Raw genomic sequence first — 23,930 nt, forward strand, 5'->3', positions numbered from 1 at the left:
ATGTCGGCCCTGCATGCTGGCGAGCGCCGTTTCGCGCCGCTCTCCCTAGTCCTTCGCCGCCGGCAACCCGATGCGCGCCGCCGTCTCCGCCAGCGCAGCCGCCAGACGGTCCGTCCAGCCAGCCACCGCGGCGGTGTCGGCGAGGAGGTCGTTGCGCACCTCGATCATCACATGCGGAATGCCGCGCGCCCGTCCGTGCCGGCGGATCGTGTAGTCGACATTGTCCTTGGCCGAATAAGGCTGGTCGTCGCCGACGACGAGACCGGCTTCCCGTCCGAGCGCCGCCAGCATCGGATCGGCCATCCGGCGGTCGCCGGTCTGGATGATGCCGACATGCCAGGGGCGGGCGATGCCGCGCCAGACGGGCGTGTAGGAGTGGATGGTGACCAGCGCCGTCGGCCGGCCTTCGGCGAGGCGTGCTCCGAACAGCGCGTCGAGCGCGGCGTGGAAAGGCGTCCAGACCGCGGCGATCCGCGCCTCGCGGGCAGGACCGTCGAGCCCGGCATTGCCGGGGATCTCGGTATCCTCCGAGAAGGGGGTGATCGCGTCGGGAAGGGTCGGTTCGCGGTTGCAGTCGATCACGAGGCGCGAATAGGCCTGCAGCACCGCCGCGCCGCCGAAGCGGGCCGCAAGGCCGCGGGTCAGCGCCTCGGCGCCGGGATCGTAGGCGATATGGCGCCGGAAGGCCTCGCGCGGCAGGCCGAGATCGCCGAGCGCGCGCGGCATGCGGTTCGAGGCATGCTCGCAGACGAAGACGAACGGGTCCCGCCGCGCGGCGATATGTTCGACCGGAAGAGGCTCGTCCGTTGCCAGAAGCGGCGCCGGAGTTCCCTCCGCCCCCTTCCGATGCGTTTGACCGATCGCCGATCTCGCCATGCCGTGCCGCCCCCGGCGCCCGAGCGCTGGACTTCGCGGCGCTCTGAACGATACGTTACAGCAGCGTATGAAAGCGTCAATTCTGAAATGATGGCGTCAACTGCCTGCGATTGCGGCAAAGAGGCAGTCCAGGCGAAGAAGGGAGCGGGGCGGGCATGGCGGATGGCGACGCGTCGGTCGGCGAGAGGCTCAGGCGCGATCTCGGCCGCCTGACACCCAACGAGAAGCGCGCGGCGCAGCGGCTCCTGGCCGATTATCCGATGGCGGGGCTCGACAGCGCCGCCCGGCTCGGCGAGTCGGCCGGCGTCAGCGCGCCGACCGTGCTGAGGATGATCGCCAAGATCGGCTATGCGAGCTATGGCAGCTTCCAGGACGATCTCAAGGCCGAGCTGGCGGCGCGGCGGGCGACGCCGCTGACCAAGGGGCTGCGCGGAGCGGCCGATGACCCGCTCGCCGCCTTCGCCCTCGCGGCGATCGACAATCTCCGCGCCACCGCTGCCAACGTGCCGCGCGACGAATTCAACGCGGTGGTCAGGCTGCTGGCCGATCCGGCGCGCACCGCGTTCCTTCTCGGCGGCCGCTTCACGGACGCCATCGCCGACTATATGGCCGCGCATCTGCGCGTTCTGCGGCCCAATTGCCGGCGCATCACCGGCCAGCCCGCCGCCTGGCTCGACCAGTTGCTCGACATCGACCGCCGATCGGTGCTGCTGCTGTTCGATATCCGCCGCTATTCGGCCGATCTCGCCGATTTCGCCGAACGCGCGAACGGGCGCGGCGCGACGGTGGTGCTCGTCACGGACCAGTGGCTGTCGCCGATCTCGCGGGTCGCGCGGCATGTGCTGCCGGCCCATGTCGCGGCGCCGTCGGTCTGGGATTCCGGCGTCGGCCTCATCGCCATCGTCGAGGCGCTGCTTGCCGCCGTCGCCACCGACCGCGGCGACCAGGGCCGCCAGCGCCTCGAGGCCCTCGAAGCCATCCGCAGGGAGCGCGAGTGAGCGGCGATTCTCGCGCTTGACGTGCATTCGGCGTGGTTCTAGCTTGCTACCATTGCGTGTGGGGGCAGGCATGGTCGATCAGGGGGGAGTTGATCCCGCGCGCGGGATTGCGCCGACGAGAGGCGTCGAGAACGCCCGGCTTCGTCCGCCGCACCCGCTGGACGCGGAATGGTGGGTGCACAGCGACGGCGAGGTGCTCGGCCCGTTCACCGGGCATCAGCTGCGCGCGTTCATCGGGGAAGGGCGCATCACCCGATCCACCGATATCGTGAAGGTGGGGTCCGAGACCTGGTCGCTGGCCGGGGACGACCCGGTGATCGGGAGGCTGTTCCCCCGATCCGCACCGGCGATCCCGGCGCGCGAGCCAGTGGCCGTCTCAGGTCCGGTATCCGCCGCGCCGGGAGCGACCGTCGTTCAGGTCACCAACACCATCACGTCGGAAGCGCCGCGGCCGATCCTCGTGGGCATGGGGGAGGCGAAGCCCAAATCCGCGGGAACCGCCTTGCTGCTGTCGATCCTCATCTGCGGTGCCGGCCAGATGTACAATGGCCAGATCGGCAAGGGCATCGGGATGCTGGTCCTTTGCGTGCTGCTCTGGTTCGTCTTCCTGGGCTGGATCATCAATATCTGGTCGTGGATCGACGCCTACCGCACTGCCAAGGCCATGAACGAACGCTATTACCGCCTCCTCGCGGCCGGGGCCGTCATCTGAGGTCCACCATGGCTCGGGACGTCAGCCTGCCCCGCGTCTGCTTTCGCTGCGGTTCGCCGGCTGCGCCGAGGTCGGACTATTGCCCCGCGTGCCTCGTGGCGATGCGACGCCCGGGCCTCCACCACGCCGAACTCAACTGGGAGCGGATCGCCCGTCTTCTCTCGCTCATCCCGATCCTGCTCGGGCCTCCCGTTGCCGCCTTGCTGATCAGCTTTCGACGGATGAAGAGCACCCGCCCCGGTTCGGTCGGCCGCGAGGTCTGGCAGACGACCATCGTCATCGCCGTGGCCAATATCGTCCTCAGCCTTCTCGTCTGGCACGTCGCCGCGGGTCATGCCGAAGCGCTGGCCATCGAAGCCTTTGCGTGGCTCCGCGCGCTCATGGGCGTGGGCGCGCAAACACCCTCCGGCGTGATCGGAGCCTGAAGGGGCTCAGCGCTTTCCCTGCCGGCCGAGATGGGTGTGTCCGAATGCGTCGGGGTATTTGAGGCCGTAGCCCAGCATGCGGTCGAAGCCGATATGACCGGCGAGGATCACGGCCGCCGCCACAGCCATCGGCGCGCTGGCGAGGAGGCCGATCGCGCCGATCAGCGCTGCGGCTGCGTAGGTGTGCACGAGATTGTAGGCGATCGCCCCGGCGCGTGGGCCGGCGAGATACCCGAGCATCGCCAGATCGGGCGTCAAGAAGAAGAGGCCGAAGACCAGCCAGCTGCCGCCCGTCAGATGCCAGGCATAGAGCGCAGCCGCCAGCATCACTGCTCCCTCGATCCGGAGCAGCAGGAGAGGCATGCCGGTGACAGGGGAGGTGGTGCCGGCCCCGGACGTTGAATTTTGCCGCATGATGTCGATTTCTCGCGAATTTTGTTGACGAACATCAATCTGGCGGCGGATGCCTTTCAAAGGAATTGTCTAGAGTTCTTGCTCGGCCATGCGAAAATGTATGGCCTCGCCATCGCTCGATCAGAACCGGATGGCCGGGTCTGACCTCGGGGGGCGACCGGCCGCGAGGCGGCCCGGCAACCGATTTCGTGATCTCGGCCGGGCGAAATCAGACGATCATTCGGCCCGCTTCAGCGTGCCGAAGCCGAGGTCGTCCAGGCTTTCGATCGTCACCTGCTCCGCCTTGCCGCCGAGACCGATGGTGAAGGTGACGGCGCTCGGCATCTCCGGCATTTCCTCGGCCGGATGCATGACGAAGAGATCGCGGTCGTAATGGACGAGCGGAAAACGGCGTTCGCCCTTCGGTCCGAGACGGAGGACCAGCGAGCCGTTCTCTTCAGAAATCAAAGCGTTGCCGAGATAGTCGTTGGCATAGCGGCCGAGATAGGCGGCATTCGCCAGCGCCGGGCGAGGCTCGGCGGGAGGATTGGCGAAGCGCGCTTTCGCGGCCTCGACGGCCGGTCCGAACAGGCCGGCATAGGCGTTGTCCCAGGCGCCGATCCAGTCCTTGCCGACCTTGCCCGTGAAGACGAGGTCGAAGAGCGAATCGGCGAGACCTTCGGGCAGGCCCGTTGGGAAGGCGTTGGTCAGCACGACTATGCCGATGCCCCGCTCCGGCAGGATGCTGACCAGCGTCCGCGCGCCGTTTGAGAACGCGCCGGCATGGCCCCATTGCACGCCGTAGCGGCCGAATTCCACATTCCAGCCGCGCCCATAAAAGGAGGCGCCGCCGGTAACCGGATTGCTGCCGCGCTCCATCAGGGGGACATGGGTCGCGGCGAGTGCCGCTGGATCGATCATCGGCTTTCCGCCGAGGCTGCCATTGCCGAGCTCGAGCCGCAGCCAGGTCGCGAGGTCGCGGGCGCTTGAGGAAACGCCGCCGGCCGGAGCCTGCGCGTCGGGCTTCCTGAGCGGACCGGGCTTCCAGGCTCCGGTGCCGCCGATATGAAGGACGGCGCGGTCGGGACGCGACAGGAAATCGGCGTAGCGGGCGCTGGTCTGTGTCATGCCGAGCGGCTTGAAGAGCCGCTCCTCCGCGAGGTCGGCCCAGTCCTTCCCTTCGCCCTTGGCCACGGCGTCGGCGCCTTCGGTGATGCCGAAGTTCGAATAGGAGTAGGTGGCGCGGAAGGGCGCGAGCGGCACCTCGGCGAGACGCTGCATGATCGTCGCGCGGTCGAAGCCGAGATCCTCGAGTTCGTTGCCGGCATTGCCGGGCAGGCCGCTGCGATGGGCGAAGAGGTCGGTGACGGTGAGGTTCGCCGTCGGCCACGCTTCCTTCAGATGGAAGGACGGGTCGAGATCGGAGATGAGCGAATCCCAGCCGATGCCGTGCTGATTGTCGCCGACGACGGCCGCGACCACGGTTGCCGAGATCGGCTTCGAGAAGGATGCGAGCTGGAACACAGTATCGGGGCCGACGGGCGCGTCCTTGCCGGCCTCGCGGGAGCCGAAGCCCTTGAGATAGACGACCTCGTCGCCGGCCACGATCGCGACGGAGAGCCCCGGCACCTCGCCGTCGGCGATCGCCTTGGCGACCATGGCCTCGAAGGTCGGGAGTACGGCCTCGACCTCGGCGCGGGTCACGTTGGCGGCTTCGGCCGCGCCCGCATTCGCCAGAGCCACGCCGAAAGCGGCGGTGGCCAGCAGACCGACACGCTTCATCATCATTCCCCCCACCGGATCGTCGTCAGATCGAGCGTGAGCCTATCATGGTCCGTGCGTCAGTCGAGCGCAGCGCGCCAGGCCGCCGTATAGGTGGAGAGATCGATCGGCAGAGGGGCAGACGGCGCCGCGTCGGGAGCGCCGGGGCCCGCGCCCTTCGGCCCGTCCGCGAGCAGCGCGGCGCCCTCGGTCGTGCCCGTCGCATCTGCGCGGGCGGTCACCGGGCGGCCGGCAATCGCCGCGAGCGCGCCGAGGAACAGCGTGTTCCGCGACAACGGCCCCTCGACGATGATCGGGCCGGCCGAACTCGTCAGCTGCATGCAGGTGGTCGCGACGAGCGCGCAGTAGAGACTGGCGGCAGCGACGCGCTGGCCCGCGGTGAGCGTCTCGGGATCGACCGTCCAGTGGCCGTCGAGGAAGGCGTAGGGGCCGGTGCCCGGCGCAAACGAGGGCATCGCCATGATGCCCTTCTCCACGACCGAGAGGATGTCGGCGTCGGTCGGCTCGGCCTTGGTGCCTTCCGTGAGCCGCTCGAACTCGCGGCCGGCCATGAAGCGGGCCGAGGGAACGGGGCGTCCGAAGGCATCGACATTGGCGAGGCAGTCGCGGGCCGGGTCGAGATTGGACATCGAGCCGCCGATGGCGAATGTGATCAGCCATGTGCCCGTCGAAAGCACCGTGAAAGGCGACTTCCGCCGCAGGATATGCGGCAGCAGGCTGGCATTCGAATCGTGGATGCCGGCGACGACGCGGCAGTCCTCGGGAAGGCCGGTCTTCGCCGCGAGCGCAGGTCGGATCGTGCCGGCGGTCTCCCATGGCTGCGTCACGGGCGGGATGAGCTTCGCCCAGCCGCGATCCTCTGCGAGGCGCGAGAAGGTGCCGGCCTCGGGGTTCCAGAGATCGCTGTGGCAGCCGAGCGAGGTCGGCTCGGCCGCGAGCGCGCCGGTGAGCCGCCAGACCCAGTATTGCGGATACATGAGGATCGCCGTCGCCCGGCCGAAGGCGGAGGGGAACGTCTCCTCGAGCCAGTAGATCTGCCGGCCGGCGTTGAGACCGGCCGGAAGGTCGGGCGACAGGGTCTCCCAGAAGGCGCCGCGTAGCGGCCGGTAGGCCTCGGCGACGGAGTCGGGTCCGGTGTATTCATAGTCGAGGATCGGGAGGACGAGGCCGTCGGGGCCGAGAATGGCGACGGCCGCGCCATGGGTCGTCGTCGAGATGCAGCCGATGCTGCCCTTCGCGGCATAGTCCTTGAGGCCGGCGACGATCCAGCTCCACAGGCGGTCGGTGTCGAAATGCGGATAGAGACCCTCGCGCAGGACCTCGTTGGCCGTCGTGCGGATCTCGACGATCGCGCGCGATCCGGCGTCGACCAGCGCCAGCTTGGCGTTTGTCTTTCCGATATCGAGCACGACGGTGCAGGCGGGAAGCGACATGGACGATCCGGCTCCTTGGGGTCGCGGCTCCTTGCGGTGGCCGGACAATAGCCGAACCCGCCGCCGCGGTCGCGCTCCGCGTTATGCGCCGGTCGCGGACCGCCAGTCGGCGGCATAGTCGGCGAAGCCGGCGCCGAGCGAGGGTGCGGGCGGCGGGTCGGCGAGGGCGAGGGCGCCGTCCGGTCCATCGGCGAGAAGGGCGGCGCCTTCGGTGGTGCCGGTCGCATCAGGGCGGCCGATGACCGGCCGCGGCACCAGCGCCGCCAGGGCAGAGAGAAACAGGCGATTGCGCGCGAGCGGCCCCTCGATCAGCACCGGACCCTCCGCTCCGGCGAGCGTCAGCGACACCTCTGCGACGAGCGCGGCATAGAGCGTCGCGGCGGCCGTCCGCTCGCCCGGCGTGAGCTTGGCGGCGTCGTGCGACCAGGAGCCTTTTCGGCTGCCGAACGGCCCGGAACCCGGAACGAAGCCCGGCAGCGCCATGATGCGTCGCTCGATGACGGTGGCGATGTCGGCATCGGTCGGCTCGACCGCGGCGCCTTCGGTCAGGATCTCGAACTCGCGGCCGGTCATGGACATGGTCGAGGAGACCGGCCGACCGAAGGCGTCGACATAGGCGAGGCCGCCGCGCGCGGGATCGAGCCGGTCGAGGCTGCCGCCAGCGGCGAAGGTGATCATCCAGGTACCGGTCGAGATGACGGCGAAGGGAAGCGGCCGGTTCAGGATATGCGGCAGCAGGCTGGCATTCGAGTCGTGGATGCCGGCGACGACGCGGCAATCCTCCGGCAGGCCGGCCGCGGCGGCGAGCTCCGGCAAGATGGCCCCCGCGATGCCCCAGGGCGCTATTCGGGGCGGAAAGAGCGAGGCCCATCCTTCGCGGTGGGCAAGGGCCGAATAATCGCCGGCGCCGGCGTTCCAGAGGTCGGTGTGCGCCCCGAAGGCGGTCGGCTCGGCGACGCGCGTTCCCGTGAGCCGCCAGACCCAGTATTGCGGATAAGGCAGGATGGCCGACGCCCGAGCGAAATCGTGCGGGAAGCGCCGCGCCAACCAGAACAGCTGGCGGCCGGCATTGAGCCCGCCCGGCAGGTCCGGCGACAGGATCTCCCCGAAGGCGCCGCGAGCGCGGCGATAGTCATCGGCAAGTTCGTCCGGCCCGGGGTGCTCGTAGTCGAGCACCGGCAGGACGAGGCCGCCCTCGTCGATCAGCGTGATCGCCGCGCCATGCGTCGTCACCGCGATGACCTCGATTCGCGCGCGCGGCGCCGCTTCTGCGAGACCGGCGAGGAACCAGGCCCAGATCGCCTCGACGTCGAAATGCGGATAGGGCGGGGCGGGAAGAACGGCGCTGCGCATGCTGCGCATCGCGATGACGGCGCGGCTGGCGCGGTCGATCACGGCGAGCTTGGTGTTCGACTTGCCTATATCGAGAACGGCGACGGCGGCGGGGCGTGTCGTCATGGCTGGCTCGTCATGGGGTGTCGTCAGGAGCGGGCGGCTTTGGCCAAGGCGCGGCGATAGATCTCGGCGTCCCAGTTGACGAGCTCGCTTTCTTCCGAAGCCGTGAGAAGGCGGAGGTCGGCGGCTGGATCGATGCGGCCGGTGACGTCGGCGATCGCCCGCGCCAGCGCATCGGCACCGTTCAGCGCGGCGCGATGGACGAGCACGCCGAGGCCGGGCAACGCGAGCAGCATCTGCGGCACCGTCGCGTCGGATTCGAAGGTCGCCGGCATCTCTCCGTCGGGAAGGACGGCCACGGCGCTGCCCAGGAACACGACATGATCGGGATAGAGCGTGCCGCGCCGGGCGACGGCGAGGCGCTCCGGATCGGTCGCCGTGTCATGGGCGACCGGATCTGCTGGAAGGCGCCAGTCCGAACCTTCGGCGAGGCGTTCCAACGCTCCGATATCGGCCGGCGGCGCCGGACGGGCGGGCGTCGCGAGTGCGGCCGAGACACGGCGCAGCAGCGCCCCCGCCTCGTCCACCGTTTCGGCTGCGACGATGAGGCCGTGATTGCCGAGCGTCACGACATTGGTGCCCGATTTGGCTTCGGCCGAGATGGCGCGGGCGAGTGGCAGGCCGGGCTTCAGATAGGGAATATGGCAATGGACGACGCCATCGAGGCCGGCGAGGCAGGTGTCGATCGCGGCAGCGGCATCGCTTCGGGCGGCGAGCGCGACCGTCTCGATGCAATGGACATGCAGGACCACCGCCTGCGGAAAGACGGCATGAACCGAGGTCTCGACCGACGGCCTCAGTCCGTGGGGATTAGCCTCGGCGATGACGAAATCGGTCGCCTTGGCGGCGCGTTCGTCGCCGGCCGCGATCGCGGCGCGCAGCGGGTCGAGCGCAACGGGCAGAAAGATGTCGCGGCGATCGGCTTCGGCGAGCCAGGTGCCGGAGGCCTTGATCCAGAGCCGGCCGCCCTCCTTCACCGACGTGTTGCCGCCGGCCGCTTGGGTAACCAGCGGATCGCGCCCGATGTGGGCCGAGAGGGCGGCGAGTGCCGAGAGCGCCTGTGATACGGCCATGATGCCATCGCGCGAAATGTGGAAACGAAAACGCGAGGCATGGTCGCCCATGCCTCGCGCCGATGATGGGCCGGATCAGAAGTCGAACTGGCCGATATTGCTCTTGTCGAAGACGAAGGGCGCGCCGAGCAGGATCTCGGAGCCGTTAACGACCTTGAGGTCGCCGAGCTTGCCGGCCTTGACCGAGGTGTCGCCCGGCTTCAGCGTGCCGTCGGCGGCGGCGCGGAGCACGTACATCGCGGCATAGCCGAGATCCACGGGGTTCCACAGGACGACCGACTTCACGCAGTCCTTCTCGACATAGGGCTTCATCGCGTTCGGCGTGGCGAGGCCGACGACAGCGACCTTGCCGCAGAGACCCGACTGGGTCACCGCTTCGGCGGCCGCGGGGGTCGCGACCGAGGTCATGCCGACGATGCCCTTGAGCTTGTCGCCATGCTTGTTAATCAGGGTCGTCGCCTGGTTGAACGACAGGACGTTGTCCTCCTGCGCTTCAACGGTCTCGAGGAATTCGAGCTTCGGATGGCACTTCGCGGCGTAGGCGGCCATTTCGGCGATCCAGCGCGCCTGGTTCGGCGTGGTGAAGGTCGAGGTGACGATCGCGAACGCGGAATCCTCGCCGATTTCCTTGGCGAGATTGTCGACGAGCGACTTTGCCACGCCGTTGAACTCGGCCTGGTTCACGAACCACTGGCGAGCGTCCGGCGTCGAGTTGGCGTCATAGCCGACGACGTTGATTCCGGCGGCGAGCGCCTTCTTCAGTACCGGGGCGATGGCGACCGGATCGTTGGCGGCAAACAGGATGCCATCAACGCCGGAGGTGACGTAGTTGTCGATGAAGGTAATCTGCTCGTCGATATTCGCCTTGGTCGGGCCGTCGGTCTTGACGTCGACATTGCCCAGTTCCTTGGCGGCTTCGGCCTGACCCTTGGTCGTGGCGCTGAAGTAACCGACGCCGATCAGCTTCGGCACGTCGACGACGGTGATCTTCTTGCCGTTGCGGTCGGGCGCATTGGTCGGAACGCCGCCGTCATAGGGCTTCGCCGCGACTTCACCGGCGGTGCCGTCGCAGGCGAGCGGGTTCGTCGGCAGGTCGTCGCCGCCGGTCCAGCTGGCCGCATAGGCCGCCGAGCTCGCCAGCACCAGGCCGGCCGCCATCAGGATGGTCTTGGTCTTCATGTCCTTCTCCTCCTCGAACATGTTCGCGCGGGCGCCGTTTTCGGCGATAGCGTCCGCAGTTCTTCTTCTATCGTCTCAGCCGTCGCCGCTGCGGCTGAAGAGGTTGCTCGCCAGGATGGCGAAGATGAGCACGACGCCGATGACGACGATCGTGCCGTCGCCCTTCACGCCCGAGAGCGCGAGGCCGTTCTTGAGGGCCTGCACCAGGATGAGGCCCACGACGGTGCCGATGATGGTGCCGCGGCCGCCGAAGATCGACGTTCCGCCGAGCACCACCGCCGTGATCACGTCGAGTTCGACGCCGGTGCCCATGTCGGAGCGCGTCGTCGAGACGCGCGAGACGAAGATCACCGCCGCGATACCAGAGACGAGGCCGGACGCCGTGTAGATCAGCAGCTTGGTGCGGTCGACATTGATGCCCGAGAAGCGCGCGGCCGTCTCGTTGGCACCGACCGCATAGGTCGCGCGGCCGAAGGTGGTGAGGCCGAGGATCGCTGCTGCGCCGATCGCGAATACGATCAGGATCCAGAGCTGCGTCGGAACGCCGAGCACCTCGCCCTGGCCGAGCACGAAGAACCACTCCGGATAGCCCCGCACCGAACGCGCCTGGCTGATGCCTTCGGCGAGGCCGCGATAGAGCGCGAGCGTCGCCAGCGTCGCGATCAGCGGCGGCACCTTGAAGCGGGTGATGATGAGGCCGTTCACCAGCCCGGCGAGAGCGCCGACGCAGACGGCGAGCGCCATCGCGGCCGGCAGCGGCAGGCCGAGATTCTGCCAGAAGACGCCGAGCAGGATGGCGCAGAGGCCGAGGATCGAGCCGACCGAGAGATCGATGCCGCCGGTGATGATGACGAAGGTCATCGGCAGCGCGATCAGGCCGATCTCCGTCATCAGGCGGCCCTGGTTCAGGATGTTGGCCGTCGTGAAGAACTTGTCGGACTGCTGCGCCAAGATGAAGAGCACGAGCACGAGCAGGATGCCGAGCACGGCTTCGTGACGCATGAAGGATCGGAGCGAGAGCGTCATGTCGGTCATCCGATCCGGTGGCGGCGGGCCATGTCGGCGAGCACGGTGGCGAGGATCAGGAGACCCTGCACGGCGCGCAGCCAGTAGGCCGAGACGTTGAGGAAGATCAGCGAGGAGCCGATCGCGGCGAAGAGGATCGCGGCGAGGGTCGAGCCGACGACCGTTCCGGTGCCGCCGAGGATGGAGACGCCGCCCACCACGGAGGCGGTGATGACGGTGAGCTCCAGATTGGGTGGCACGGTCGACTGGATGACCTGCAGCTGCGTTGCGAAGAGTACGGCGGCAATGCCGGCGAAGAGGCCGTGGATCGCGAAGATCATGACGGTGGTCCGCTCCACCGGGATGCCGGCAACGCGCGCCGCCTCGCCATTGCCGCCGATCGCGTAGATCGAACGGCCAAAGGCGGTGTAGCGCATGAACATCGCCGCGAGGCCCGTGAGGATGATCATGAACCAGACCGGCGAGGGGATGCCGAACAGGCGGAACTGCGCGATCAGATAGTCTGGCGGCAGGTTGGTGATCCATGCGCCGCCCGTCACCGAGATGAGGCCGCCCTTCAGGATCGAGAGCATGCCGAGCGTGACGACGATGGAGGGGATGCGGACATAGGCGACAAGCACGCCGATGAAGGACGTGACCACCATGCCGACCACGACCGGCGCCAGCCAGGCGAACCAGACCGGATAGCCCGAGACGGCCAGAGTGCCGGAAATCGTGGCGAGCACGCCGATCAGCGAGCCGACCGAAACGTCGATATGGCCGGAGATGATGACCATCGACATGCCGATCGCGGCGACCGCGATATAGGCGTTGCCGACGAAGATGGTTGTGAGGTTGGTCGGGCTGACGAAGCGCGGCGCGATCAGGCCAACGGCGACGAACAGCACGACGATGCAGGCGAGGATGATGAACTCCTGGCCGTAGGTCGCGAAGGTGCGTGCTGCGAAGCCCGTCGTCGCCGAGCGGCGGATGGTGGCGGTTTCGAGGCTCATGCCGCGCCTCCCGCGTTGCTGGCGCCGGCATGGGTCATGGCCGCGCCGACCACGTCTGGCGTCGCCTCGCTGCGATCGAAGGTGCGCACCATGCGGCCGCCGTTCATCACCATGATCCGGTCGCTCATGCCGAGCACTTCGGGGAGTTCGCTCGAGATCATGATCACGGCGAGTCCCTCGCCGGCGAGCTTGCACATCAGCGCGTGAATCTCCGATTTGGCGCCGACGTCGATACCGCGCGTCGGCTCGTCCATGATGAGGACCTTGGGGTTGGTAAAGACCCACTTGGCCAGCACGACCTTCTGCTGGTTGCCGCCGGAAAGCTGTCCGGCGCGCTGCTCGGGGCCGCGGGCGCGGATGCCGAAGCGTGCGATGGCGTCGCGAGCGAGCGCCGACTCCTTCACGCGGTCGACGATCGAGCCCTTCGAGATGCGGTCGAGCAACGCCATCGACACGTTCTCGCGAATGGTCTGCGGCTTCACGAGGCCCTGCAGGCCGCGGTCCTCCGGCACATAGGCGATGCCGAGGTCGCGCGCCTGCTGCGGGCTGCGAATCGTGACCGGCCGGCCGTTCAGCAGGATCTCGCCTGAGGTTGCCGGCGTGATGCCGAAGATCGTCAGCGCGAGTTCGGTACGGCCCGAGCCGACCAACCCGGCGATGCCGAGGATCTCGCCGGCGCGCAGCGTCAGGGAGATGTCCTGGACCTCGTCCTTGAAGGAGACGTTCCGCAATTCGAGCACCGGCTCCCCGATCGGCACGACCACCTTCGGGAACAGCTGGTCGATCGACCGGCCCACCATCATTGAAACGAGCGAGGCGTCGTCGACCTCTTCGATATCCTTGGTGCCGATCAGCGAGCCATCGCGCAGGACCGTGACACGATCGGCGAGGGCGAAGATCTCGGGCATGCGATGGCTGATATAGATGATGGCGACGCCGCGTTCGCGGAGGCGGCGGACGACGTCGAGCAGGCGGCGGACATCGGCGTCGGCCAGCGAGGCCGTCGGCTCGTCCATGATCAGGAGGCGCGCGTCCTGCGACAGGGCCTTGGCGATCTCGACGCGCTGGCGATTGGCGACCGAGAGGCCTCCGACCCGCGAATCCACATCGAGATCGTGGCTGTCGAGATCGTCGAGGAGTTCCCGGGCGCGGCGGCGCATCTCGTTCCAGTCGAGCGCGCCCATGCCGGCGCGCGGCGCGTGGCCGATGAAGATGTTCTCCGCGACCGTCATGTCGGGGAAGAGCAGCAGTTCCTGATACACCGTCGAGATGCCGGCCTTGCGGGCGTCGCGGGGCGAGGAGAACGAGACCGGGCGTCCGTTGACGAGGATCTCGCCGCCCTCGTCCGGCGTGTGGAACCCGGAGAGGATCTTGATCAGCGTCGACTTGCCGGCGCCGTTCTCGCCGAGAAGCGCGTGGACCTCGCCCGGCCGCACGTCGAAGCCGACATTCTTCAGCACCTTGATGCCGCCGAAGGTCTTGGAGGTGTTCTTGAGCTCGACGAGCGGCGTCGCCGCGTCGGTCGAGGTCGCGGTCGTCGCTGTCATGGGTTTGGCAGTCCTTCCGGTGGCGGTCACGGCGTCCCCACGGCCTCCGTGCTGTCCTGGGAGTCGGGCTCGACGACGAGGAGGCGAATGCCGGCCTCGTCGATCATTTTGGCATGGGCGGGCGAGAGGCCGCTGTCGGTGATGATCATGGTCACGCGGTCGAGCGGGCAGAGGATCAGCGGCGAGCGGCGCTCGAATTTCGAGGAATCGGCGAGGAGGATCAGCTCGTCCGCCTGATTGATCAGCTTTTGCTCCGCCTGGATCAGCAGCGGATCGCCCTCCATGACGCCGCTCGGGCTGATCCCCTTGGCGCTCATGAACATCCGCCGCGCATAGAAATTGCGCGTCACGTCGTTCTCGAAGGGCGAGAGAACGAGGCTCTGTTCGCGATAGACGGCGCCGCCCGGCAGCACGATCGTGTTCTTCGAGGTGCGGACCAGCGTCTCGGCGATGGCGAAGGAGTTCGTCAGGATCTGCATCCGCCGCCGCGCCAGATGATCGACCATCTGGTAGGTGGTGGTGCCGCCATTGATGATGATGGAGTCGCCGTCGGCGCAGAGATCGACCGCGGCCCGCGCGATGGCCCGCTTCTCGGCGAGGTTCATCTGCTCGCTGGCCGCGAAGTGGCGTCCGCCGATGCCCACGAGCTGGGGTGGATGCAGCGCCTCGGCGCCGCCGCGCACCTTGTTGAGCTTGCCGTCCTGATGCAGCGCGTTGATGTCGCGCCGGATCGTCGCCTCGGAGGCGCCGGTCAGCTCAACCAGCTGCGCGACCGTCACGACCGGACGGTCGGCGATCTCGCTGAGGATGATCCTCTGGCGCTCGATTTCGTGCATGTCTCCTCCCAGACGTTGCCGATCTTGCCGGCGAAACGCGCCATGTCAATCATTTTCGATCAAAATGCGTTATATTGCGTCGCAACAGCGCGGTTTTGCAGCGCAATCTGACGATCTTGCTCGATATTGCATCGCGATATGATCATTTATGACGGTGGATGATTGACAAAGCCGCCGGGCGCTGGGAAAGCTTGGCCGACCCGTCGCCCGGCCTTCGTCGTGGCGTGCCTTACCGTGCCGGCCGGCCCGCCGCCGGACGGTCCAGCTCTCAAAAAGCGGACAAATCCGATCATGACAGGCGCTTCTCTCTTCCTCGACAACCGCTGGGACGACGCCAAGGCCGGCGGGATGAGCGAGCCGGAGCTGCTGCTCTATCGCTCGAACCTGCTCGGTTCCGACAAGCGCATCACCAATTTCGGCGGCGGGAACACCTCCGCCAAGGTGACGGAGAAGGATCCGCTCACAGGAGAGGACGTCACGGTTCTCTGGGTGAAGGGTTCGGGCGGCGATGTCGGCTCGATCAAGCTCGACGGCTTCGCGACTCTCTACCAGTCCAAGCTCGAGGCGCTGAAGGGTATCTATCGCGGCCTCGCCTTCGAGGACGAGATGGTCGGCTACCTGCCGCACTGCACCTTCAACCTCAATCCTCGCGCCGCCTCGATCGACACGCCGCTGCATGCCTATGTGCCTTACCGGCATGTCGATCACATGCATCCCGACGCGATCATCGCCATCGCCGCCTCGCAGAACTCGAAGGAGCTGACGAAGGAGATCTATGGCGACGAGATCGGCTGGCTGCCCTGGAAGCGGCCGGGCTTCGAGCTCGGGCTCTGGCTGTCGAAATTCGCCGCCGAGAACCCGAATGCGAAGGGCGTCGTGCTGGAGAGCCACGGCCTCTTCACCTGGGCCGACGACGCCAAGGCCTGCTACGAGCTGACGCTCGAAATCATCAACAAGGCGATCGGCTGGTTCGACGAGAAGACGAAGGGCAAGGCGATTTTCGGTGGCGCCGTCGCCGCCTCGCTCGACGCCGACAAGCGGCGGGCGGTGGCCGCGCGGCTGATGCCCGAGATCCGTGGCCGCATCGGCAAGACGGAATCGAAGGTCGGCCATTTCGACGACCAGCAGGCGGTGCTCGACTTCGTCAATTCCGCTCAGCTGAAGCCGCTCGCCGCGCTCGGAACTTCCTGCCCGGACCATTTCCTCAGGACCAAGATCCGCCCGCTGGTGCTCGACTATGACCCGGCCCGCGACAGTCTCGACGAAGTCGTCGAGGGCCTCGACGCCGCGATCGAGGCCTACCGCGCCGATTACGCCGCCTATTACGAGCGCTGCAAGCATCCCGACAGCCCGGCGATGCGCGATCCGAACGCTGTCGTCTATCTGATCCCTGGCGTCGGCATGATCACCTTTGCCCGCGACAAGGCGACAGCGCGCATCTCGGGTGAGTTTTATGTCAACGCGATCAATGTGATGCGCGGTGCCTCGACGGTTTCGACCTATGTCGGCCTCTCCGAGCAGGAAGCCTTCGACATCGAGTACTGGCTGCTCGAGGAGGCGAAGCTCCAGCGCATGCCGAAGCCGAAGGCGCTTGCCGGGCGCATAGCCTTCATTACCGGCGGGGCCGGTGGTATCGGCTCGGCCATCGCCACGCGCTATCTGACAGAGGGCGCCGTCGTGGTTCTCGCCGATATCGATCAGGCCTCGCTCGACGAGGCGGTCGCGGGCTTCGGCAAGCGGTTCGGCAAGGACAATGTCCGCGGCGTTCTCGCCAATGTCACCGATGAGGGCGCGGTCGAGAAGGCCTTCCACGATTCGCTGGTCGAATATGGCGGGCTCGACATCCTCGTCTCGAATGCTGGCATCTCGTCGGCCTCGCCCTTCGAGGATACGACGCTTGCCGTCTGGGATCGCAACATCTCGATCCTCGCCACCGGCTATTTCCTCGTCTCGCGCGAGGCCTACCGGATCATGAAGAAGCAGAAGCTCGGCGGCTCGATGGTGTTCATCGCGTCGAAGAACGGGCTGGCGGCCTCGGCCGGCGCCTCGGCCTATTGCGCGGCCAAGGCGGCGGAGATTCATCTTGCCCGCTGCCTCGCGCTCGAGGGCGCACCGTTCGGTATCCGAGTCAACACGATCAATCCGGACGCGGTGCTGCGCGGCTCCAAGATCTGGCAGGGAGAATGGCGCCAGCAGCGCGCGGAATCGAACAAGATCACCGAGGACGATCTCGAGGAATTCTACCGCAACCGTTCGCTCCTGAAGCGCTCGGTGTTCCCGGAGGATATCGCGGAGGCCGCCTTCTTCCTCGCCGCCGATCTCTCAGCGAAATCGACCGGCAACATCATCAATGTCGACGCCGGCAACGCCATCAGCTTCACCCGCTAGGTCCGCGGCGCGCGCCGATGGACGACCGATATCCGGGGGGACCCGCATCATGACCGATCTACCGATCTCGGAGGCGATCGTCGCCGAGAACAACAAGGCCGCCGAGGCGGCGCTCGCCAACGACTATTCGGCGCTTGGCGAGCAGCTCGACCGGCGCGGTATCGACATCGACGCCGTGACGCGCAAGGTTGCGTCGTTCGGCGTCGCCATTCCCTCCTGGGGCGTCGGAACGGGCGGCACGCGTTTCGCACGCTTTGCCGGCCCGGGCGAGCCGCGCGGCATCTTCGACAAGCTGGACGACTGCGCCGTCATCCAGCAGCTGACTCGCGCAACGCCGACCGTCTCGCTGCATATCCCGTGGGACAAGGCGGATCCGGTGGCGATCAAGGCGAAGGGCGACGCGCTCGGCCTCGGCTTCGACGCGATGAACTCCAACACCTTCTCGGACGCGAAGGACCAGGCTCTCAGCTATAAGTTCGGCTCGCTGTCGCACACCGACAAGGCCGTCCGCCAGCAGGCGATCGAGCACAATATCGAGACGATCGAGATCGGCCGCGTGCTGGGCTCGAAGGCGCTGACCGTGTGGATCGGCGACGGCTCGAACTTCCCCGGCCAGTCCAATTTCACGCGCGCCTTCGAGCGCTATCTCGATGCCATGAAGGCGGTCTATGCGGCGCTGCCGGACGACTGGCGGGTCTTCACCGAGCACAAGCTCTACGAGCCGGCCTTCTACTCGACCATCGTGCAGGACTGGGGCACCAATTACCTCATCGCTCAGGAACTCGGTCCCAAGGCCTTCTGCCTCGTCGACCTCGGCCATCATGCGCCGAACGTCAATATCGAGATGATCGTCGCGCGGCTCATCCAGTTCAGGAAGCTCGCGGGATTCCACTTCAACGATTCCAAATATGGCGACGACGACCTCGACGCCGGCTCGATCAACCCGTTCCAGCTGTTCCTCGTCTTCAACGAGCTGGTGGACGCCGAGTATCGCAAGGCGGAGGCCTTCGATCCGGCCTACATGATCGACCAGTCGCACAACGTCACCGATCCGATCGAGAGCCTGATGGCGAGCGCGATCGAGATCCAGCGCGCCTATGCGCAGGCGCTCCTCGTCGACCGGCCGGTGCTCGAGGCATTCCAGGAGGCCAACGACGTGCTGATGGCGCGCGAGACGCTGAAGCGCGCCTTCAACACCGATGTCTCGCCCATCATCGCCAAAGCGCGGCTCGCCAAGGGCGGCGCGATCGATCCGATCGCCGCCTATCGCGCGTCGGCCTACCGCGCCCGCGTCACGGCCGAGCGGCCGGCGACGGGGGGCAGCTCGAGCGGCATCGTCTGATTCCCTCTGTGATGCCTGTCACAACCGGCGGGAGAGGCTCAGCCTGCCTCTTTGCGACAGGCGAGGGAACGGCTAGGCTCACGCTCGAGCCCGGACCCCGCGGGGGGACGGTGCGGAACGCTGCGTTTGCTCGTTCCGTGCCTGGGCGTTCCGATGCGGCCAGAAGGCCCGGAGCCGGCCATGCCGGCTCGCGTCACAAGGAGAGTTCGAAATGAAGAAGGCCACGATCCTCGTTTCCGTCGCGCTGCTCGGCGCGCTGGCAGCCGGTTGCTCGACCCCGACCACCGGCTCGCGCGCCGGCGACGGCGCGGTGGTGGGCGGTCTCGCCGGCGCCGCCGTTGGCGGTCTGGCGACCGGCACCTGGGGCGGTGCGGCGATCGGCGCCGGCGTCGGTGCGATCGGCGGCGCGATCATCGCCGATGCCACCGGCAAGTGCTACTGGGTCGATAAGAACGGCCAGAAGCACTACACGTCCTGCCGCTGATCGCGCGCAGACGTCCAGACAGCATGAGGACGGCCGGGCTTGCCCGGCCGTCTTGCTTTGCGGGCCGTCTTGCTTTTCGCAGCATTCCCGTCGTCTGGTCGTCGATGCGGGCATCAGACGCCCGGCCTACCGACGCTCTCGGGAACGGAACGGCCGCTTCGGCATTTCACCTCCGACAAATGACGCGCCGGCATTGGGCCGGGCCGACAGGAGGTAGCGAGATGAAGGCATCCTTTTTGATCGTGGCGGTTTCGCTCGCCGGTGCGGCGATGGCCGGTTGCTCGACTGGCTCGGCGGCTGGTGACGGCGCCGTGGTCGGAGGCCTCGCGGGCGCCGCTGTTGGCGGCATCGCCGGCGGCAATGTCCAGAGCGCGGCGATCGGTGCCGGTGTCGGCGCCATCGGCGGCGCGGTCATCGCCGATGCGGCGAGCAAGCGCTGCTACTGGGTCGACGCCTATGGCCGGCGCAACTACGTGCCCTGCCGCTGATCGGCGCAGTCACTGACAAAATTCAACGAAAGCCCCGGTTCGCCGGGGCTTTCTTCTTGTTCAGTCAACAATCGTCAACGTCCGGCTCGGATGCTGGTCGAGCGGGTTCGCATCCCACCCTCCGACCTTGGGGGAGACGATCGACAGCGAGGCATAGGAGAGGAGGGGGATGACGACCGCATCCGTCTCCAGCATCTGCCGCGCCTTCTCGATGTCCGTCGCTCGTTTGGCGGCGTCGGTCCCGCTCTCCGCCGCCGCGATCAGCGCGTCGAAGGCCGGGTTGGCGTAGCGGGCATAGTTGAAGCGCCCCCCGCTGCGCAGGATCTCCAGAAAGTCGAGTGCGTTGGGCTCGTCCGCGATCCAGCCCGCCCTCGCGACATCGAAATCGGCCTTGTCGCGCAGCGCCGCGAAATGGCGGTCGGGATGGCTCGTGTCGAGTCGGCCCTCGACCCCCACCGCCTTCCAGTCGGCGATCACCTTGGCCGCCGTTGCCTCGTTGGCGATGCCGCTGCCGGTCCGGATCGCCACCGTGAGCGGCTTTTTCGCTCCAAAGCCGGCGGCGGAGAGGAGCGAACGGGCTTCCTCGCGCCGCGCTTCGATCGGCTCCTCGGATGCGGGCGGCTGCGTCAGGAGGGAGGCCGGGACGAGGCTTGATGCCGGCAGCATGCCGCCCGACCAGACCGCAGCCGCGAGCGCCTCGCGATCGATCGCCAGCGACAGCGCGCGGCGGACCCGCGCATCATCGAAGGGCGCGCGCGTCGTGTTGATCGCGTAGAAATAGGTGCCGGCATAGGGCTCGATGCGCAGAGCCGGCCCGAGCTCGGCCTTGAGGTCCGCGAGCGCCTCGGTGGGGGCATCCGGGCAGATGTCGACTTCGCCGCTGCGGAAGGCGGCGAGGCAGTCGGCCGCCGTTTCGAAGCGCCGATAGGTGACGGTATCGATCGAGGCCGCGGCATCGCCGCTGCGCCTGGCGTCGCGGGCGAGGGTGTAGACGCCCTTGCCGCTATTCGACAGGCCATAGGCGCCATTGGTCACCAGCTTGGCGCCGGTCCTGAAGTCGCTGCCGAGCTTGCGGCTCGCCGAGACATTGACCGGCAGGGCGGCGGGAGCGGCGAGGCGGTCGAGAAAGGTCGGCGTCGGTCGGTCGAGCCGGATCACCAGCGTGCGGTCGTCGGTCGCCGAGACGCCGAGCGTGTCGCTCTTGGCGAAGCCCGACTTGATCGCGCCGGCATTGGCGATGACCTGCAGCGGCCCGTCTTCGGTCGCGTCCGTCGCCGGATCGAACAGGCGACGGAAGGACGCGACGAAGTCGCCCGCCTTCACCGCCTCGCCATTCGACCAGCGGGCGCCCTCCCGCAGCGTGAAGCTGTAGAGGAGCCCGTCCGGCGATATCTCCCAGCCGCTTGCCGCGCCCGGAACGAGGCGTCCCTCACCGTCGCGGCGGACCAGCCCCTCGAAGAGATCGAGCGCCAGCATCGTCTCGGCTACCGTCGCCGCCTTTTGCGGGTCCAGCGTCTCGACAGGGCCGACGAGGCCTCGCCGCAGCATCGTCGCCGCCTCGCCCGCCGCCGGCTGAACGAGAGCCGCGATCGAAGCCAGGGTCAGGGCGAGCACACCGCGCGACAGGAAGGAATGCATGTTGGAATGGACCCGGGTGGCGAGGAAGAAGCGCCTCAGAAATGACAATAGAGGCGGGCGGGAGATATGACAGCCGTCACGCTGGACGAGAGGGGGCCAAGCCTCCTCAGCCCCAGGCGACAAGGCTCCTCAGCCCATGGCGATGGTCGTCGCGCCGATTGCCGCGGCGAGGCGCTTCGGATCGACGGCGAACACGGCGTTCGGCGTGCCGGCTGCCGCCCATACGGTGTCATGGACGAGGAGATCGCGGTCGATATAGGTCGGCAGCGGCGTCGCATGGCCGAGCGGGGGAATGCCGCCGATGGCGAATCCCGTCAGCGCGCGAACAAAGGCCGCGTCCGGGCGTTCGATCTCCTGCCCGACGAGTGCGCCGACCTTCGCCTCGTCGACGCGGTTCGAGCCGGAGACGAGCAGGAGGATCCCGTCACCGGTCTCCTTGCCGCGAAAGACGAGCGACTTGACGATTTCGCCCACAGAACAGCCGCAGGCCGCCGCAGCCTCTTCCGCAGTGCGGGTCTTCTCGGGCATAATCCTCGGAATCACGGATAAGCCGAAGGATTCGGCGGCATCGCGAACGCGCGAGGCGGGTCCTGTGAACTCGGTCATCGTCGGAAATGAACCTCCTCTGCCGCCGGGCGGTGGATGGATGATGCGTGATGTGACCAGATTTGCTAAACGGAGTCTAAAGACTTCGCCTTAATTCGGAGCAGCTTGATGAGCGAAACCAACGGTCGGAGCGGCACGTCCAACGTGCGCAGCCTCACCGATGCGATCCGCAAGGCTCGCGTCGCGGAATCGGAGCGCACCGATGTCGTCGTCGAGCTGCGCGAGGCGGAGCGGGCGCGGCTGGACATGCTGGCCGACGAACTGCGCAACGTCTTCGCCGAGGTGCCGGACGGCGACGAGCAGTTCATCTTCCAGATCTCCGGCGGGACGCAGCCGCGGCTGTGGATCGACATGACCTCGCTGGTCATGATGGCGCGCGACCGGCGCACCTATCGGTTCGTGAAGGATACCCGCTTCGGGCGCACCGTCATCCTCGAGACGGCCGATCTCGACGACATGGCCGATTGCGTGACGCAATATGTGGCCGAGCGCATCATCGAGCGCGAGCGCGCGCTGGAGGCGGACTGGCTGGCCGAGCGCATCCTGCGCGCCGACGAGCCGCAGAAGGCCGAGAAGCCGGCGAGCGAGCGCCGGGCGGCGATGCTGCGGAAGGTCAGGGACGGAAGCGTCCAGCCGGCCGGCCAGCCGCGCAGCAGCGCGACCATGGCCGCGGTGTCGTTCCTCGGCGGCCTGCTCGTCGGCATCGCGGCGCTCCTCGCCTATGCCTGGTTCAAGATCGGCTGACGGTCAGCGCAGGCGACGCTCGCGGATGACGCCGATCGCCGCGCCGGGCCCCGCATAGCCGCGCTCGGTCATGTGGCAGCGCCAGGCGCCTGCCTCCCCCTCGATCGAGAAGAGATTGTAGCGCCCGGCCGGCTTCTCGCCGCCGGGAGCATTCGACGCGCTCGGCACGCCGATGACCGGCACCGGCCCGTCGCGCCCCTCGATCTCGACATGGCTGTCGACATGGGTGTGGCCATGGATGACGAGTTCGGCGCCCGCATCGCGGATGACGGCGCGGACACGGCCCGAGCCGACCAGCCGCTTGTGCCAGAGCGTCGCATTCGGCGAGGGCGGGTGGTGGATCATGACGACGCGGAACAGTCCCTGACGCCGCGCGCGGTCGAGTTCGTCATGCAGCGCCGGCAGCGTCGCGGTGTCGACATGGCCGGTCGCCATGAAAGGCGCCGAGGCGCGTGCGCTCGACATGCCGATGAGCGCGACCGGCCCGCGCCGCCGCACATAGGGAAAGCGCGCCGCGCCGGGATGGGCGGTGCCGTCCCCGACCACATAGGGATGCCAGGCGGCGAGCGCCTTCGCGAGCACGCCGGGCACGTAGGCATCGTGATTGCCGGGCACGACCGAGATGTCATGCGGCGGGCCGAAAGCCTCCAGCCAGTCGCGCGCCGCGATGATCTCGCCCGGCAGGCCGATATTGACGAGATCGCCCGTCACCGCGACATGGTCCGGCTTCCGCAGCGCCAGATCGTCGAGCAGGCCGGAAAGCACCGGCCCCGCCAGCGCATGCATGCGGCCGCGGCGCCAGTTCACGAAGCCGATCATTCGCTTGGAGGCGAGTTCGCGCACCCGCGCGCGCGGCAAGGGGCCGAGATGGGGATCGGAGAGATGGGCGAGGACGAACATCGCCTCAGCCAATAGGGGTTTTTGCCCCCGGGCGAAAGGCGCCCTGCGCGACTCGGCACCTTGCTGCCGCCGCGATTCTGGCCCCGAATGCCGGCTGACAACCGAGGATTCGGGACGGTGCCGATACCATCCATCATTTCATGGCTCGCCGGTTCGATCGCGCCGCTGACACGCGGCATGACGCTCGGTGTGCGCTGCGCCTGCTTCGACCGCGGAAATCGGGTGTTCCTCGTGCGTCACAGCTACATGCCGGGCTGGTATCTCCCCGGCGGCGGCGTGGAGCGGGGCGAGACCGTTCATGACGCCCTCGTCCGCGAGGTCGCGGAGGAGGGCGGGATCGTGCTCCGCGACGAGCCGGCGCTGTTCGGCGTCTATCACAATCGCCGCCGCATGCGCGATCATGTCCTCGTCTATGTCAGCCGCGCCTTCGAGCGTCCGAACCCGCCGGCCTATCCGAACCGCGAGATCGCCGAGGTCGGGCTGTTCGCGCCCGATGCGCTGCCCGACGACATCTCGCCCGCGACGCGGCGGCGCCTCGCGGAGATCGTGGACGGCGTCCCCAGGGAACCAATCTGGTGATTGCCGCTTTACGCCCGACCGGAACGCATGATAT

General features: G+C 67.7%; 23 protein-coding genes. 9 read left to right on the forward strand and 14 right to left on the reverse strand.

The genetic code is table 11. The features are described from left to right. Positions 1 to 45: 45 nt before the first annotated feature. Positions 46 to 876 carry an N-formylglutamate amidohydrolase gene (locus QO015_RS19105; protein ID WP_266283599.1) on the reverse strand — a complete coding sequence of 277 codons (831 nt, stop codon included), beginning with the start codon at positions 874 to 876 and terminating at the stop codon, positions 46 to 48. Between the two features lie 155 nt (positions 877 to 1,031). Here QO015_RS19105 and QO015_RS19110 point away from each other — a divergent pair, with 155 nt between their 5' ends. From QO015_RS19110 to QO015_RS19120, 3 genes are all read left to right on the forward strand, one after another. Then, positions 1,032 to 1,874, forward strand: a complete 843-nt coding sequence (locus QO015_RS19110; RefSeq protein WP_266283600.1) for a MurR/RpiR family transcriptional regulator — start codon at positions 1,032 to 1,034, stop codon at positions 1,872 to 1,874. Between the two features lie 70 nt (positions 1,875 to 1,944). Then, positions 1,945 to 2,586 (forward strand): DUF4339 domain-containing protein, encoded by a 642-nt coding sequence (locus QO015_RS19115; protein ID WP_266283601.1) that lies wholly within the window; start codon positions 1,945 to 1,947, stop codon positions 2,584 to 2,586. A 95-nt stretch (positions 2,587 to 2,681) separates the two neighbouring features. Beyond that, complete coding sequence (locus QO015_RS19120) at positions 2,682 to 3,011, forward strand: hypothetical protein (RefSeq protein ID WP_266283603.1); 330 nt, start codon at positions 2,682 to 2,684, stop codon at positions 3,009 to 3,011. Positions 3,012 to 3,017: 6 nt separating this feature from the next. Here the strand turns inward: QO015_RS19120 and QO015_RS19125 are convergent, their stop codons facing one another. The 10 genes from QO015_RS19125 to QO015_RS19170 all read right to left on the reverse strand — a co-directional run bounded on the left by QO015_RS19125 (position 3,018) and on the right by QO015_RS19170 (position 14,727). Beyond that, positions 3,018 to 3,425 carry a DUF4260 domain-containing protein gene (locus QO015_RS19125; RefSeq protein WP_266283604.1) on the reverse strand — a complete coding sequence of 136 codons (408 nt, stop codon included), beginning with the start codon at positions 3,423 to 3,425 and terminating at the stop codon, positions 3,018 to 3,020. Between the two features lie 216 nt (positions 3,426 to 3,641). After that, positions 3,642 to 5,192: a serine hydrolase gene (locus tag QO015_RS19130; protein WP_266283605.1), complete on the reverse strand. Its 1,551-nt coding sequence runs from the start codon at positions 5,190 to 5,192 to the stop codon at positions 3,642 to 3,644. Positions 5,193 to 5,245: 53 nt separating this feature from the next. Then, positions 5,246 to 6,619, reverse strand: coding sequence for an FGGY-family carbohydrate kinase (locus QO015_RS19135; RefSeq protein WP_266283606.1), 1,374 nt, complete (start codon positions 6,617 to 6,619; stop codon positions 5,246 to 5,248). Positions 6,620 to 6,700: 81 nt separating this feature from the next. Further along, on the reverse strand, positions 6,701 to 8,077 hold the full coding sequence (locus tag QO015_RS19140; protein WP_266283607.1) for an FGGY-family carbohydrate kinase: 1,377 nt from the start codon (positions 8,075 to 8,077) through the stop codon (positions 6,701 to 6,703). A 23-nt stretch (positions 8,078 to 8,100) separates the two neighbouring features. After that, a complete protein-coding gene (locus QO015_RS19145; protein WP_266283608.1) occupies positions 8,101 to 9,147 on the reverse strand; it encodes a class II aldolase/adducin family protein in 1,047 nt (348 codons plus the stop codon). Between the two features lie 75 nt (positions 9,148 to 9,222). Further along, the gene (locus tag QO015_RS19150) at positions 9,223 to 10,326 is read right to left on the reverse strand and encodes an autoinducer 2 ABC transporter substrate-binding protein (protein WP_266283609.1); all 1,104 of its coding nucleotides are present in this window, start codon (positions 10,324 to 10,326) and stop codon (positions 9,223 to 9,225) included. Between the two features lie 75 nt (positions 10,327 to 10,401). Continuing rightward, positions 10,402 to 11,352 (reverse strand): ABC transporter permease, encoded by a 951-nt coding sequence (locus tag QO015_RS19155; protein ID WP_266283610.1) that lies wholly within the window; start codon positions 11,350 to 11,352, stop codon positions 10,402 to 10,404. A 5-nt stretch (positions 11,353 to 11,357) separates the two neighbouring features. Further along, positions 11,358 to 12,344, reverse strand: coding sequence for an ABC transporter permease (locus QO015_RS19160; RefSeq protein WP_266283611.1), 987 nt, complete (start codon positions 12,342 to 12,344; stop codon positions 11,358 to 11,360). Next, positions 12,341 to 13,891: a sugar ABC transporter ATP-binding protein gene (locus QO015_RS19165; RefSeq protein ID WP_266283612.1), complete on the reverse strand. Its 1,551-nt coding sequence runs from the start codon at positions 13,889 to 13,891 to the stop codon at positions 12,341 to 12,343. The genes QO015_RS19160 and QO015_RS19165 overlap by 4 nt, the downstream gene beginning before the upstream one ends. Positions 13,892 to 13,917: 26 nt before the next feature. Continuing rightward, positions 13,918 to 14,727 (reverse strand): DeoR/GlpR family DNA-binding transcription regulator, encoded by an 810-nt coding sequence (locus tag QO015_RS19170; protein WP_266283613.1) that lies wholly within the window; start codon positions 14,725 to 14,727, stop codon positions 13,918 to 13,920. Positions 14,728 to 15,018: 291 nt separating this feature from the next. On the opposite strand from QO015_RS19170, the gene QO015_RS19175 reads away from it, so the two are divergent. The 4 genes from QO015_RS19175 (at position 15,019) to QO015_RS19190 (ending at position 19,429) form a co-directional block, all read left to right on the forward strand. Beyond that, positions 15,019 to 17,115, forward strand: coding sequence for a bifunctional rhamnulose-1-phosphate aldolase/short-chain dehydrogenase (locus tag QO015_RS19175; protein ID WP_266283615.1), 2,097 nt, complete (start codon positions 15,019 to 15,021; stop codon positions 17,113 to 17,115). Between the two features lie 49 nt (positions 17,116 to 17,164). Continuing rightward, positions 17,165 to 18,457 (forward strand): L-rhamnose catabolism isomerase, encoded by a 1,293-nt coding sequence (gene rhaI / locus QO015_RS19180; RefSeq protein WP_266283616.1) that lies wholly within the window; start codon positions 17,165 to 17,167, stop codon positions 18,455 to 18,457. Positions 18,458 to 18,668: 211 nt separating this feature from the next. Further along, entirely contained in the window at positions 18,669 to 18,941 is a 273-nt protein-coding gene (locus QO015_RS19185; RefSeq protein ID WP_266283618.1) for a YMGG-like glycine zipper-containing protein, read from the forward strand. 221 nt (positions 18,942 to 19,162) lie between these two features. Next, on the forward strand, positions 19,163 to 19,429 hold the full coding sequence (locus QO015_RS19190) for a YMGG-like glycine zipper-containing protein (RefSeq protein ID WP_266283619.1): 267 nt from the start codon (positions 19,163 to 19,165) through the stop codon (positions 19,427 to 19,429). Positions 19,430 to 19,489: 60 nt separating this feature from the next. Here the strand turns inward: QO015_RS19190 and QO015_RS19195 are convergent, their stop codons facing one another. Both QO015_RS19195 and QO015_RS19200 read right to left on the reverse strand, forming a co-directional pair. Further along, on the reverse strand, positions 19,490 to 21,115 hold the full coding sequence (locus QO015_RS19195) for a peptide ABC transporter substrate-binding protein (RefSeq protein WP_266283620.1): 1,626 nt from the start codon (positions 21,113 to 21,115) through the stop codon (positions 19,490 to 19,492). 81 nt (positions 21,116 to 21,196) lie between these two features. After that, complete coding sequence (locus QO015_RS19200; RefSeq protein ID WP_307290950.1) at positions 21,197 to 21,595, reverse strand: YbaK/EbsC family protein; 399 nt, start codon at positions 21,593 to 21,595, stop codon at positions 21,197 to 21,199. Between the two features lie 186 nt (positions 21,596 to 21,781). Here QO015_RS19200 and QO015_RS19205 point away from each other — a divergent pair, with 186 nt between their 5' ends. Next, positions 21,782 to 22,417 carry a hypothetical protein gene (locus tag QO015_RS19205; protein ID WP_266283622.1) on the forward strand — a complete coding sequence of 212 codons (636 nt, stop codon included), beginning with the start codon at positions 21,782 to 21,784 and terminating at the stop codon, positions 22,415 to 22,417. Between the two features lie 3 nt (positions 22,418 to 22,420). Here QO015_RS19205 and QO015_RS19210 read toward each other — a convergent pair whose 3' ends face one another. Continuing rightward, positions 22,421 to 23,317, reverse strand: coding sequence for a metallophosphoesterase family protein (locus QO015_RS19210; RefSeq protein ID WP_370877472.1), 897 nt, complete (start codon positions 23,315 to 23,317; stop codon positions 22,421 to 22,423). A gap of 117 nt (positions 23,318 to 23,434) precedes the next feature. Here QO015_RS19210 and QO015_RS19215 point away from each other — a divergent pair, with 117 nt between their 5' ends. Continuing rightward, positions 23,435 to 23,896 carry an NUDIX domain-containing protein gene (locus QO015_RS19215; protein ID WP_266283624.1) on the forward strand — a complete coding sequence of 154 codons (462 nt, stop codon included), beginning with the start codon at positions 23,435 to 23,437 and terminating at the stop codon, positions 23,894 to 23,896. Positions 23,897 to 23,930: the final 34 nt, after the last annotated feature.

The organism is Kaistia geumhonensis (assembly GCF_030815145.1).
In the GTDB taxonomy this organism is placed as follows: domain Bacteria; phylum Pseudomonadota; class Alphaproteobacteria; order Rhizobiales; family Kaistiaceae; genus Kaistia; species Kaistia geumhonensis.